Raw genomic sequence first — 11,113 nt, 5'->3', positions numbered from 1 at the left:
GATCCCAGAACCGACGCATGACAGACTTCAACGGCCAATGACTCATCAACACTCCAGATCAGCAGTGTTGCATCCACCACTTGAATCCACCTCGGGCGATGCCGACCTCAGTTCCTCCTGATCGCGTGACCAGTGCCGTTATCGCGTTGACTCGGTCGAATCGGCTGGCGGGGTGAATTCGAGGCCGGAGGCTGTGGTGCGTGCGCCGTCTGTTTTCGCCGGGTCGTTCAGTCCGCCGGGCCAGTGTTGAGCGGTGAAGTGGCGGTCGATGGTTTCGGCGATGTCGGTGAGGGCGTCGAGTTGGTCGGGGGAGAGTACGTCGGCGAAGCAGTGGCGAATGCCTGCCACGTATGACGGCCAGGCGGCCTGGAATGCGGTGTGGCCTGCGTCGGTCAGCGTGACGTCGTAGCCGCGGGCGTCGCCTTCGCTCGGTGCGCGCGTGACTGTGCCGCGCGCCTCCATCCGCGAGACCTGGCGGGAGAGGCGGCTTCGGTCCCATTGCAGTGCGGCGGCCATGTCGCGGGCGCGCAGGCGGTATCCCGGAGTGTTGGACAGTCTGAGCAGGATCACGAAATCCGCTTCGGTCAACCCGAAGTCGCGGGTCAGCATGCGGGCGAGCACGACGTTGACCTCGATCCGCATGTGCTGGAACCGGACCCAGGCGCGGGTCTCTCGCTCGTTCAGCGACTCCTGATCCATGACCTGGAGACTACCCGGTTTTGTTGACATGTAACTCTCTGGCGTCTTAGGGTTGTTTACATAGAAACAAATACTGACCGAGAACGTCAGCGGCAGGAGCTCGACATGACTGAGGCGCTCGACTGGAATGCCAAGACGGTCGCGGAGTTTCGCGCGAATGAGGGCCGGGTCGGCGGAGTCTTCGAGGGTGCGCCGATCGTCCTGCTGCACCATCGCGGCCGTAAGAGCGGACGGCAGTACGTCAGCCCGGTGATGTATTTGCCGCACGAGACCGACCCGGACCGCATCTACGTCTTCGCGACCAGAGGCGGAGCACCACCCAACCCGGACTGGTATTACAACCTGACCGACGCCGGTGCCGGCAGTGTCGAACGCGGAACCGAGGCATACCGGGTGACCGTCCGCGAATTGCCCGGCCCGGAACGCGATCGCGTGTACGCGGAGCAAGCGCGGCGCTACCCCGGTTTCGCGGAGTACGAACGCCAAACCGCCGGGGTGCGAACCATTCCCGTTCTCGAACTCAGCCGGGCATAGCCCGGAATAGGGGATAGCCGCAATGTCCACCACAGCACCGGATCCGGCCGCCCCCGTACTCGTGGTCGGTGCCACCGGGCAGCTCGGATCCCAGGTCGTCGACGAACTCTTGGCTCGCGGCAAGACCGTGCGCGCGCTCGTCCGCCCCGCCACCGACGCAACCAAGTTGACGGCTCAGGGCGTGCACATCGCCCGCGGCGACATGCTCGACCCGGACTCGCTGCTCGCTGCCATGCGCGGCGTGGACGCGGTGATCACCACTGCTGCCGGATACACCGGCTCGAACAAGAACGCCACCGAGATCGACACAGTCGGCAACAGCAACCTTGCCGCTGCCGCTGCGAAAGTCGGCGTGCGCCGTTTCGTCCTCACCAGCATCCTGACCAGCGACCGCACGCCGGCGGTAACGCACTTCTGGCACAAGAAGCTCGCCGAGGACGCACTCGAACGGCTCGGCGTTCCATTCGTCGCACTCCGGCCCGGCGCCTTCCTCGATCAGATCACCACCATCGGCGGCAATCCCCTCGACACGGGCCGGCTCCTGTGGATGGGCAAGGCCCGCATCCCGCTGACCTTCGTGCTGACCGCCGACCTCGCCGGATACCTCGCCGCCGCCGTCGACGCCGACCTGCGCTCCGGCGAACGCATCGACCTGGGCTGGGACCATCCCACGAGCATCGCCGAAGTGGCCGCACTGCTCAGTCGCGCCGCCGACCGGACGATCAAGGTCCGGGCCATCCCGCCGTTGGTCATTCGCGCTGCCGGTGCGCTCGCCGGGCCGTTCGTGCCGTCGGTGAAAGACACAGCCGCGATGGTCCGCTGGTTCGACACCGGCGAATACGTCGCCGACACCGTGCGGCAAACCGAAGTCTTCGGGCCGCCACCGACCGCCGAAGACGCCACCAAGCGCCTGGCCGAACAACTACAAGACGAAAGATGAGACAGCGATGGCTATCGACACAGAGACTGTCGTCCGGAAGGCCTACCATGCCGCCGAGGGGGACGTCCTGGACACACAGGGCTTCATCGCCTTGTTCGCCGCGGACGGCGTGTGCAACGCCATCGGCGGGGAGAGTTACCGGGGTGCACACCTTGGCGAAATGATCGTCGGATTGGCCGAGATGATCCCCGACGTCCACCGGGAACTGCACCGGGTCAACGTGTTCGGCGACGTTGCCGCCATCGAGTTGTCCATTCAAGGCACGTTCGCCGGACCGTTCCGATCGCCCGCGGGCGTGATCCAGCCGACCGGCGCCAAGCTCGATATCCCGTGCGCCGACTTCTGGTACCTGGAAAACGGCAAGGTCAAGGAGTTCAACTGCCACACCAGCGTGAGCGTCATGCTCGCGCAAGTGGGCGTGCGGACGGACTTCGCCGCCGCCGTCGCGGTGCCGCCGACCGCGGGGAGCTGACAGACGAACTCATTCGGGTTGTTGCCAGGCGAATGTCAACCGCACGGGAGAGGCGAAGATTATGGCAAAGGCAGTCAGGTACAACAGGTTCGGTGGCATCGAGGTATTGCGGGTCGACGAGGTCGAACGTCCGGTGTCGGGGGCCGGGCAGGTTCTCGTACGGGTCAAGGCGGCGGGCATCAACCCCAGTGAGGCTGCCATCCGCAAGGGGGCGGTGGCGGACATATTCCCCTCGACGTTTCCCTCTGGGCAGGGCAGTGACCTCGCCGGGGTTGTCGAGGAGGTCGGCGCCGGTGTCGGTGGATTCGCGCCGGGTGACGAGGTGATCGGGTTCTCGCAGCAGCGGGCTTCGCAGGCCGAGCTGGTTCCGGTCGAGGCGGGCAACCTCATTCGGAAGCCGAAGAACGTTTCCTGGGAGGTGGCGGGCGGTTTGTACGTCGCTGGCGTAACCGCATGGGGGGCAGTGCATTCCGTCCACCTCGAGCAGGGCGAGACCGTTGTCGTCTCCGGTGCCGCCGGGGGAGTCGGTTCGCTCGCCGTCCAGCTGGCGCGACAGGCCGGGGCCACGGTCATCGGCCTGGCGAGCGAGCGTAACCACGAGTGGCTGCGGGGCCACGGCGTGATCCCGGTCGCCTACGGCGATGGGGTCGCAGATCGGATCAAGGCAGTCACACCCGATGGTGTCGACGCCTTCATCGACACTCACGGCAACGGGTACGTCGAATTGGCGCTCGCGCTCGGCGTCCCGGTCGAGCGGATCGACACCATCACCGATTTCGCGGCGGCCGCGCGGCACGGGGTCAAGACCGACGGTGGGGCCGAGGCCGGGCCGGGTGCCGACGTGCTCACCGAGCTGGTCGGCCTGATCGACAGCGGGCTCCTCGAAGTCTCGATCGCGAACGTGTATCCGCTGGCGCAGGTCCGCGCGGCTTACACCGAACTCGAACAGCGCCACACCCGCGGCAAGATCGTCCTCATCCCTTAGCGTCGGCTTTCCTTGGCGTCGAACCGGAGGGGACATCCGCGCACCCGGCGGAATCGGTTGGGGGTCAGGCGATTCCGAGGGCGGCGGCGGTCGGGCGCCAGAGACGTTCGGCAGCCTGGTCGGGGGTGGGCGGTGGGGTGGTGCGGAGTTGCTGGGCGATGCCGTGGCGCAGGCCGCCGATGACGAAGGCGCCTGCGCTGTCGGGGTCGATGTCGGTGGGGAGTTGGCCGAGGGCTTGGCCGTGGCGGATGTTGGCGGCGGCGTCGTCGCTGATGTTCTGGATGTAGACCGCTTCGAGCTCGGAGAGCTGGGGGTCCAGGGCGACGCGGTCGAAGAGGACGGGGGCCAGCGGGTCGGCGAAGTGGTAGGCGACGAAGCGGCGGGTGCGGTCGCGTTCGCGGGTGGCCCAGTCGGCGTCGGCGGGTAGCCGCGCGTCGGCGGTGGCGTGGCGCAGTCCTTCGTAGAAGGCGTGGTAAATCGCCGCCAGCAGACCGCTTTTGGAGCCGAAGTGGTGATAGAGAGCGCCGGTGCTCAAGCCGGCTCGGCGGGTGAGCGCGCTGAGTTCCATGACGCCGTTGCCGCGGACGAGTTCGTCGCGGGCGGCGTCGAGTAGTTGTTGACGTCCGATAGGTGCGCGTGCCACAGTCAGAATCATAACCGAACTCAGTTATGTTATCCGAGGAGCCCCCATGAGTGCTGAAGTGTCATCGATGATGGACCTGGGCGGCGATCTGGCCGGGACCTACCGCCGGACCGCGAGCAGCGGCGAAAGCATCGACGCGGCGGTCAGCGCGGCAGACCTGGCCGCGCTCCAGCGCGACGGATACGTGATCCTGCCCGATCTACTCGCCCCGCACGAGCTCGACGAAATCCGCGAAGCGGTGGCGCCGCTGTTGGATCGGCGCGGACGCAACCTGTTCGAAGGATCAACCACCCAGCGGGTGTACAGCGTGCTGAACAAGACCCGCACCTGCGACCGGAGCGCGGACCATCCGCGGGTGCTGGCGTTGCTCGACCGGCTGTTCCTGCCGAACTACCTGCTGTCGATGCTGCAGGTGATCAACATCCTGCCCGGCGAGCAGGCACAGATGCTGCACACCGACGACGGCTTCTATCCACTGCCGCGCCCCCGAGCTGCCCTCGGCGCGGCGACGATCTGGGCGATCGACGATTTCACCGCCGACAACGGTGCCACCGACATCATTCCGGGCAGTCACCTGTGGGGTCACCGCAGGCCCGAGGCGAGCGAGCGGGAACCCGTGGTGATGCGGGCAGGCTCATGCGTGTTCTTCGTCGGCACCCTCTGGCACGGCGGCGGTGCCAATCGCACACAGCATCCACGCCTGGCCGTGACCGCCCAATACTGCGAGCCGTGGCTGCGCCCGCAGGAAGCTTTCACCTTGTCGACCACCCGCGACACCGTGCGCGCGGTATCAGAGGACATCCGCCGCATGCTCGGCTACAGCATCCATCCGCCCTTCATCGGCCAGGTCGACGGCATGCACCCGAAACGACTGCTGGAACCCGGCGCTCAACCCATATGACGGGTCCCGGTGCTCAGCATGGAGTCCAGCTTGGCGAGGAAGCGGCCGAAGTGCGGGTCCGCGTCGGGGATACCGAATTTGTCTATGTCCCACCACTGTTCGGCGCTGAACTCGCGCGGGTCGAGGGAGTATCGCTGCGCGCGGGTGCCGCGAACGAGGTACCACAGGCTGACGTCGTCGTGGCTGTCCGGGCCGAGGGTGGTGGTGATGGTCAGGAACAGCGGGGCGGTGCCGGTGACGGTGAAATCGGCGTCGATGCCGATCTCCTCGACCGCCTCGCGACGTGCCGCCGTGAGCGGATGCTCCCCGGGATCGACATGCCCGCCGGTCGGCAACCACAATCCGGCGAGTCGATGACGGCCGAGTAGCACTGCCCGCGCCTCCAGGTCGACGAGCACGACGTAGCTGACCAAATGCCGCCGCGGCGTCGAAGGTTTGCTGCGGCGAAACACGTCATCGGTGGACGCCAGCCAGGTCGAAGCCTCGTCGATATGTTCCTGTTCGAGCGCGTCGAATGGTGCGATCCCACGCACGATCTCGGCAACGACGGCAGTCGCGGGGTTCATAACCGGGCACAGTAGCGACGGCCACCGACAAGAATCGGAGTGTTCAGTCCAGGACGACCGAGCGGAGCCGGGTCGTGTACATACCTGCACGGTCGAGGGCGTCGACCGCGGCGTCGAGTTCGATCGTGGCCTCCTCGAACACTTCTCGGGTACCCGCCACGCAGTAGGCGGGCGTGGTGAGTGCGCCGATGCCGTCGGTGTCGATCAGCAGCCCCGAGGTTTGCAGCGCCCCGTAACCTTCGGCGAGTTCGGTCACGCCGCGCCGCAACGCGCGCAGTTGCTCCAGCAGATGGACCCGTCGAGCTTCCAGGATCAGTGGATCTATCACCGTGGCTCCCTCGATTCCGGACGGTTCGTCCGCCCGCAATCTACCGCCGCAGGAAACACTCTGCCGCACAGCCACTCTGGCAGCCGCACACCGGGCATACGGCTGCCGCCAGACCACCCACATCAGCCAGGTGACGAGGCTGAGCACGGGGTGGGTTACCCGGCGAGCTGGCCTACTCGTTGGCGCGCCACGCCGAGTAGGGTCGCTACGTCGACATCTGGAACCTCCTCGCGCCGAAGCTCTTTCACGAGCGCGACTTGTTCGGCCTTGAGTTCGCTCGTCAGGCGATCTACTTGAATCCGAAGCGCGGCGATGCGTTCGGTGCGCGGTTGGATGTCGCGGGCACACCCGAAGTCGTCGACGACCAACGAGGTGTCGACCTGAGACAACGGAACATCGAGTTTGGCCGCGATGATGGTGCGCGCCTCGTATTCGATGTCAGTGAGGTGCCGTGCCTGTCCGCACGGATCGTCGCCATAGATGTCGGGGATGATGATTTCCCACCACCGGCCGACGCGGTTCGCGTGAATCTCGTAGGTGATTGCCTTGCTCACTGTTCTTCCTCCTCCGTGCAATCACAGGACGCAACAGCCTTGTTGATGGTCAGGGTCTTTCGTCAGCACAGTCCCGCCAACTTGTACAGCACCAGGGAACCGGCGACGGCGACGTTGAGGCTGTTTCCGGTGCCTACCATGGGGATTTCGACGGCTACGTCGAGGAGTTCCAGTCCTTCGGGTGGGATGCCGGTGGATTCGTGGCCGAGGACGATGATGGTGCGGCGCCGGGCGGTGGGGAGGTCGGCCAGGCGGATGGATTCGTCGGTGAGTTCCACGCCGACGATGGCGGAGCCGCCGGTGCGCTGGCGTTCCAGCCAGCGGTCTACCCGGCCGTTGATCCAGTGCACGCACTGGGGTTTTCGGAGGGTGTTGCCGTGGGCGAGGGCGTCGGGGATCCAGGGGCGGCGCGGGACCGCCATGCAGGCGCCGACGGCGTCGCAGGTGCGCAGCATGGTGCCGAGGTTGACGCCGTGTTTGGGCCACAGCGGGGCGATGATGAGGTGATTCCAGCAGCCGTGGGCGCGTTGGCGGCGTTCGCGGCGCAGGTCGGGGCGGGACTTGGCCCGCGCGGTGGTCACCGGCGGACGGGAAGGGCCTTCCCGTGGGGCAGCACAAGTTTCATGAGAATGATGCTTCGCGGCGCATCGAGGCCATCGACGAGGGCGAGAAGTGCCCGGGAAATCGGCTGACCTCCACGATACGGTACGGGCTGATTCGGCAGGCACCGGCCGGGCGACCAGTGCGCCGCCGTCAACTCCTCACGGCCGCAGGATCGAGACCAGAAACTCCGTCTGGTCATACACCGCCTTCTCGAAGACATCATCGAAGTAGATATCGAAATGCCCTGCCTGATAACGCTTCACGACCGCGTGCTTGGTCCGTTCCGCCGCCCGCAGCGCGGACTTGATCGGGGTGATCGAGTCGTTGTCGCACAGCGCGTAGAGCACCGGCATCTTCAACGACTTGGCGCGTTTACCCGGCGAATCGAACAGCGCCGAAAACGCAACGCGCGCAGCCACCTTCGGCTTGTAGTGCTCGCTCTCCTCGGCCAGTCGGCCGTTACCCTCCGGTACGTCGGCCGCGCTCATCAACGCCGCCGCCCGCTTGCGCCCGGCCAACCGGATGCCGACGGGCTTGCGCAGCAGCGGCCCGAGCAACAGGTCGGTGGCGGCGATCGCGGTCACCTTGGTCATGCTGATCGGCCCCTTCGCCATCGCGCAGGACCATCCGCTGGTGAACGGAACCTGCGCGACCACTGCGGCCAGGTAATCGTCGTGCGGTGCGACCGCGAGCACGTGCCCGCCGCTGAACGAGGTGCCCCACAGCGCGATCCGGGTCGCGTCGATGCCGCGGATGGTGCGCGCGTAGGCGATGGCGGACTGCCAGTCCTCGCGCTGGCGCCCGATCCGGATCACCTGACGTGGCTCACCCTGACTGGCCCCGAAATGCCGGTAGTCGAACACCAGCACGGCCATGCCCGCGGCGGCGAACCGCCGCGCGTACCGGTCGAGCCCCATCTCACGATTCGCCCCCAGGCCGTGTCCCATGACGACGAGTGGACGGGGCTTCGGCGCACCATCCGGACGGTAGAGCCAGGCGGCGCACTGCTCGCTTCCGGAGGGGAAGCCGACCTCGACACGTTCCATGGCAGCCAACCGTACTGCGTAGGCGGCCCCCGCGTCCTGGCGGAGTGCGCGGCGACCAGTACTCTGATACGGCGGACGAGTTGGCCGGGCGACCGCGGCATCGGGAACGGGCACGTGTGTGCCGCCGCTCGACGCCGAGGAAAGTCCGGACTCCACAGAGCAGGGCGGTTGCTAACGGCAACCCGGGGCAACCCGCGGGACAGTGCCACAGAGAACAGACCGCCCACGGCCTTCGGGTCGTGTGGTGAGGGTGAAACGGTGCGGTAAGAGCGCACCAGCGCCCCGGGTGACCGGGGCGGCTAGGTAAACCCCGCCCGGAGCAAGGTCAAAGGTCGCATCGTTCGCGGTGCGGCTGCGCAGGCGTTCGAGGGCTGCTCGCCCGAGCCTGCGGGTGGACCGCTCGAGGCACCCGGCAACGGTGTGTCCAGATGGATGGTCGTCCCCCGGTGCGAGCCGGGGACAGGATCCGGCTTACAGGCCAACTCGTCCGCCCTTCGAGTAAGGATCCACCGGTGGTCGCCGGGCGAACTGCGCGTTAACAACTGAGATCCACTCTGTGGCCAGATGATTGGGGCGACCGAGGCGGGCGGGATGCCAGTACATTGTCGGTCGAGGTTTTGTGCGGTGTGTCCGATTCGGGGCCACCGCGGGATCGACTGCTAGGAGATCGTCATCAACGTTCACACCATGCTGCGTCGCGCGGGCACCCTCGCTTGCGCAACAGCACTGGCCAGCGTGGCCTGCGCCGGTGTCGCCGCCGCCGCTCCGACCACCACCCCCGCGACGCCACCCACCGTCAACAACGTCGACATCACCGCCGCCACCTTGACCGGCGGCGCGGTTGACGTCTCGGTGACCTACACCTGCGAGGTGACCGGTGGCAGGGACGTGACCCTGCAGGTGTTCGTCCGCAGCATCGGCGAGGGCGCGGAGCAGACCGTCGGCGCCAAGACCAAGGCGAAGTGCAATTCCGAACGCCAGACCGTGACCGTCACCGCCGCGAAGATCGCGGACTACGAGCCGTTCACGCCCGCGACGGGTGACATGGTGCGTGTGTTCAGCGCATTGATGTTGGGCGAGACCCAGCAGGGCCTGGAGAACGGCTCGGCCGTCAAGCGGCTGACCGTCAAATAGCACTATCTGATCTTCTGCCGCAGCCGGTTCCGCGGTGCCATGATGGAGGTAGCCGCGGGGCCGGAGCGCCCAGGTGCCCGCTCCTGTTGCAGGCGGGCGCGATTCGGGGCCAGGCATGGACATACTCGCGATTCTCAGCAGCATAGTGGGGGCGGGAGTGATCGTCGGCGGCGTATTGACGGCCGCGAGCGCGCGGGTGGTCACCCAGTTCGAGAAGGGGCTGATCTTCCGGTTCGGGCGGGTGGTCGGGACCCGAGATCCGGGGCTGCGCATGATGATTCCGTTCGTCGACCGGATGCGTAAGGTGTCGACGCAGATCGTCACCATGCCGGTGCCCGCGCAGGAGGGCATCACCCGCGACAACGTGACGGTGCGGGTGGACGCCGTCGTGTACTTCCGGGTGTTCGACCCGGTGCTCGCCGTCGTGGAGGTGCAGAACTATCTGTTCGCCGTCGGCCAGGTGGCGCAGACATCGTTGCGCTCGATCATCGGCAAGAGCGACCTGGACAGCCTGTTGTCCAATCGCGAGGAGCTGAACAAGGGCCTGGAAATCATGATCGACAGCCCGGCGCTCGGCTGGGGCGTGCACATCGATCGGGTGGAGATCAAGGATGTGGCACTGCCGGATTCGCTGAAACGCTCGATGTCGCGCCAGGCCGAGGCGGAACGCGAACGCCGCGCCAGGGTGATCTCCGCCGAGGGTGAATTGCAGGCCTCGAAGATGCTGGCGCAGGCGGGCGCGCAGATGTCGGAATCGCCCGCCGCGCTGCAGCTGCGCCTGCTGGAAACGGTGGTTCAGGTTGCGGCGGAGAAGAATTCGACGCTGGTGCTGCCGTTTCCGGTGGAGCTGCTCCGCTTTCTGGAGCGCAGCACGCCGCAGGTGCCCGCCAATCCGCCGGCGCCGCAACAGGTGCCGGCCACGGTGGCACGGGCCGACGAACCTGCCGCGGTCGCCGATCAACCTGCGGCATTGACCGACAAGCCTGCGGCAGCCGAACAGGCCGCGGTAGCCGCCGGCGAACCCACGGCGATCCCCCCGAGCCCTGAGCAACGACAGCTGGATCCGCCGGACGAAGCGCCGGCGGAAAACAGCACACGCACGTAACACAACCGGCGTATACCGATACGAGTACCCGACGCCGTTTTTCGGCGGCGCCGTACGACCCGCACCGGTAGCACAACGTAAGGACCGGACCGATGTCCGTGCTCATCCCCGTCATCGCCATCATCGCCATGATCACGATCGGTTACCTGCTGAAGTATCTGCCCGACTACCTGCCGTGGTTGAAGGAGCGGTAACTCAGCACATCATCTTGGCCATCTGGTAGATGGCCTTCGCCTCCTCGGGGGTCGCCTCGGTCTTGCCCGACGCGCGCTTGGTGATGCTCTTGACGACGTCGTCCTCGGACTTGCTCGCCTTGATCTCCTTGCACGTGTCGCTGAGGATGCCGGCGATCTTCGTGTCGTCCTTGCCGTCGGCCAGTTTCGGGAACGCGCCGCGGAAACTGACGACGAAGGCGCCCGCCTTCACGTTGTCGACGACTTGCGCGTCACCGTTGGATTGCGCGGCGGGAGCGGAGGAGGAGGGGGTGCTGCTGCTGGCTTTGTCGTCCCCGCAGCCGGTGAGCAGCAGGGCAAAGAGGGTCGCGCTGGCCGCGAGAGCGGCGGTAGTTCTGATCACGGAGCGGGATGCTAGCGGTCCGGGACC

General features: G+C 66.6%; 15 protein-coding genes and 1 other RNA gene. 8 read left to right on the top strand and 8 right to left on the bottom strand.

Going from position 1 to position 11,113, the window contains the following annotated elements; translation table 11 throughout:
• Nucleotides 1-138: 138 nt before the first annotated feature.
• Nucleotides 139-699 (bottom strand): MarR family winged helix-turn-helix transcriptional regulator, encoded by a 561-nt coding sequence (locus ACFWF1_RS28535; RefSeq protein ID WP_379286896.1) that lies wholly within the window; start codon nucleotides 697-699, stop codon nucleotides 139-141.
• A 105-nt stretch (nucleotides 700-804) separates the two neighbouring features.
• Here ACFWF1_RS28535 and ACFWF1_RS28530 point away from each other — a divergent pair, with 105 nt between their 5' ends.
• From ACFWF1_RS28530 to ACFWF1_RS28515, 4 genes are all read left to right on the top strand, one after another.
• Nucleotides 805-1,233, top strand: coding sequence for a nitroreductase family deazaflavin-dependent oxidoreductase (locus tag ACFWF1_RS28530; RefSeq protein WP_379286898.1), 429 nt, complete (start codon nucleotides 805-807; stop codon nucleotides 1,231-1,233).
• 22 nt (nucleotides 1,234-1,255) lie between these two features.
• Complete coding sequence (locus tag ACFWF1_RS28525) at nucleotides 1,256-2,173, top strand: SDR family oxidoreductase (RefSeq protein WP_379286900.1); 918 nt, start codon at nucleotides 1,256-1,258, stop codon at nucleotides 2,171-2,173.
• A gap of 7 nt (nucleotides 2,174-2,180) precedes the next feature.
• On the top strand, nucleotides 2,181-2,645 hold the full coding sequence (locus tag ACFWF1_RS28520; RefSeq protein ID WP_379286902.1) for an ester cyclase: 465 nt from the start codon (nucleotides 2,181-2,183) through the stop codon (nucleotides 2,643-2,645).
• Between the two features lie 61 nt (nucleotides 2,646-2,706).
• On the top strand, nucleotides 2,707-3,630 hold the full coding sequence (locus ACFWF1_RS28515; protein WP_379286904.1) for an NADP-dependent oxidoreductase: 924 nt from the start codon (nucleotides 2,707-2,709) through the stop codon (nucleotides 3,628-3,630).
• 64 nt (nucleotides 3,631-3,694) lie between these two features.
• Here ACFWF1_RS28515 and ACFWF1_RS28510 read toward each other — a convergent pair whose 3' ends face one another.
• The gene (locus ACFWF1_RS28510) at nucleotides 3,695-4,273 is read right to left on the bottom strand and encodes a TetR/AcrR family transcriptional regulator (protein WP_379286906.1); all 579 of its coding nucleotides are present in this window, start codon (nucleotides 4,271-4,273) and stop codon (nucleotides 3,695-3,697) included.
• Between the two features lie 46 nt (nucleotides 4,274-4,319).
• On the opposite strand from ACFWF1_RS28510, the gene ACFWF1_RS28505 reads away from it, so the two are divergent.
• Nucleotides 4,320-5,174 carry a phytanoyl-CoA dioxygenase family protein gene (locus ACFWF1_RS28505; protein ID WP_379286908.1) on the top strand — a complete coding sequence of 285 codons (855 nt, stop codon included), beginning with the start codon at nucleotides 4,320-4,322 and terminating at the stop codon, nucleotides 5,172-5,174.
• Here ACFWF1_RS28505 and ACFWF1_RS28500 read toward each other — a convergent pair.
• From ACFWF1_RS28500 to ACFWF1_RS28480, 5 genes are all read right to left on the bottom strand, one after another.
• Entirely contained in the window at nucleotides 5,162-5,740 is a 579-nt protein-coding gene (locus tag ACFWF1_RS28500; RefSeq protein ID WP_379286910.1) for an NUDIX hydrolase, read from the bottom strand. The two genes, ACFWF1_RS28505 and ACFWF1_RS28500, sit on opposite strands and share 13 nt — an antisense overlap.
• Before the next feature lie 43 nt (nucleotides 5,741-5,783).
• Nucleotides 5,784-6,068: a hypothetical protein gene (locus ACFWF1_RS28495; RefSeq protein WP_379286912.1), complete on the bottom strand. Its 285-nt coding sequence runs from the start codon at nucleotides 6,066-6,068 to the stop codon at nucleotides 5,784-5,786.
• 155 nt (nucleotides 6,069-6,223) lie between these two features.
• Complete coding sequence (locus ACFWF1_RS28490; RefSeq protein WP_379286914.1) at nucleotides 6,224-6,622, bottom strand: hypothetical protein; 399 nt, start codon at nucleotides 6,620-6,622, stop codon at nucleotides 6,224-6,226.
• A 62-nt stretch (nucleotides 6,623-6,684) separates the two neighbouring features.
• Complete coding sequence (locus ACFWF1_RS28485) at nucleotides 6,685-7,203, bottom strand: TrmH family RNA methyltransferase (RefSeq protein WP_379286916.1); 519 nt, start codon at nucleotides 7,201-7,203, stop codon at nucleotides 6,685-6,687.
• 180 nt (nucleotides 7,204-7,383) lie between these two features.
• Nucleotides 7,384-8,271, bottom strand: a complete 888-nt coding sequence (locus ACFWF1_RS28480) for an alpha/beta hydrolase (protein WP_379286918.1) — start codon at nucleotides 8,269-8,271, stop codon at nucleotides 7,384-7,386.
• Nucleotides 8,272-8,347: 76 nt separating this feature from the next.
• Here ACFWF1_RS28480 and rnpB point away from each other — a divergent pair.
• The 3 genes from rnpB to ACFWF1_RS28465 all read left to right on the top strand — a co-directional run bounded on the left by rnpB (nucleotide 8,348) and on the right by ACFWF1_RS28465 (nucleotide 10,510).
• An RNA gene (gene rnpB, locus ACFWF1_RS28475) (RNase P RNA component class A) lies at nucleotides 8,348-8,761 on the top strand.
• A gap of 197 nt (nucleotides 8,762-8,958) precedes the next feature.
• Nucleotides 8,959-9,405 (top strand): hypothetical protein, encoded by a 447-nt coding sequence (locus ACFWF1_RS28470; RefSeq protein WP_379286920.1) that lies wholly within the window; start codon nucleotides 8,959-8,961, stop codon nucleotides 9,403-9,405.
• A gap of 115 nt (nucleotides 9,406-9,520) precedes the next feature.
• Nucleotides 9,521-10,510 carry a slipin family protein gene (locus tag ACFWF1_RS28465; protein ID WP_379286922.1) on the top strand — a complete coding sequence of 330 codons (990 nt, stop codon included), beginning with the start codon at nucleotides 9,521-9,523 and terminating at the stop codon, nucleotides 10,508-10,510.
• Nucleotides 10,511-10,705: 195 nt separating this feature from the next.
• Here the strand turns inward: ACFWF1_RS28465 and ACFWF1_RS28460 are convergent, their stop codons facing one another.
• Nucleotides 10,706-11,086 (bottom strand): hypothetical protein, encoded by a 381-nt coding sequence (locus ACFWF1_RS28460; RefSeq protein ID WP_379286925.1) that lies wholly within the window; start codon nucleotides 11,084-11,086, stop codon nucleotides 10,706-10,708.
• Between the last annotated feature and the right edge of the window lie 27 nt (nucleotides 11,087-11,113).

Source organism: Nocardia sp. NPDC060255 (assembly GCF_042727395.1).
GTDB lineage: Bacteria > Actinomycetota > Actinomycetes > Mycobacteriales > Mycobacteriaceae > Nocardia.
Note: the sequence above shows the minus strand (reverse complement) of the source record. Positions and strands in the feature narration are given on the sequence as shown.

Coding starts and splice junctions, on each gene's coding strand:
- ACFWF1_RS28525 (WP_379286900.1), top strand. CDS start 1,256: ATGTCCACCACAGCACCGGATCCGGCCGCCCCCGTACTCGTGGTCGGT.
- ACFWF1_RS28520 (WP_379286902.1), top strand. CDS start 2,181: ATGGCTATCGACACAGAGACTGTCGTCCGGAAGGCCTACCATGCCGCC.
- ACFWF1_RS28515 (WP_379286904.1), top strand. CDS start 2,707: ATGGCAAAGGCAGTCAGGTACAACAGGTTCGGTGGCATCGAGGTATTG.
- ACFWF1_RS28505 (WP_379286908.1), top strand. CDS start 4,320: ATGAGTGCTGAAGTGTCATCGATGATGGACCTGGGCGGCGATCTGGCC.
- ACFWF1_RS28480 (WP_379286918.1), bottom strand. CDS start 8,271: ATGGAACGTGTCGAGGTCGGCTTCCCCTCCGGAAGCGAGCAGTGCGCC.
- ACFWF1_RS28500 (WP_379286910.1), bottom strand. CDS start 5,740: ATGAACCCCGCGACTGCCGTCGTTGCCGAGATCGTGCGTGGGATCGCA.
- ACFWF1_RS28470 (WP_379286920.1), top strand. CDS start 8,959: ATGCTGCGTCGCGCGGGCACCCTCGCTTGCGCAACAGCACTGGCCAGC.
- ACFWF1_RS28465 (WP_379286922.1), top strand. CDS start 9,521: ATGGACATACTCGCGATTCTCAGCAGCATAGTGGGGGCGGGAGTGATC.
- ACFWF1_RS28535 (WP_379286896.1), bottom strand. CDS start 699: ATGGATCAGGAGTCGCTGAACGAGCGAGAGACCCGCGCCTGGGTCCGG.
- ACFWF1_RS28530 (WP_379286898.1), top strand. CDS start 805: ATGACTGAGGCGCTCGACTGGAATGCCAAGACGGTCGCGGAGTTTCGC.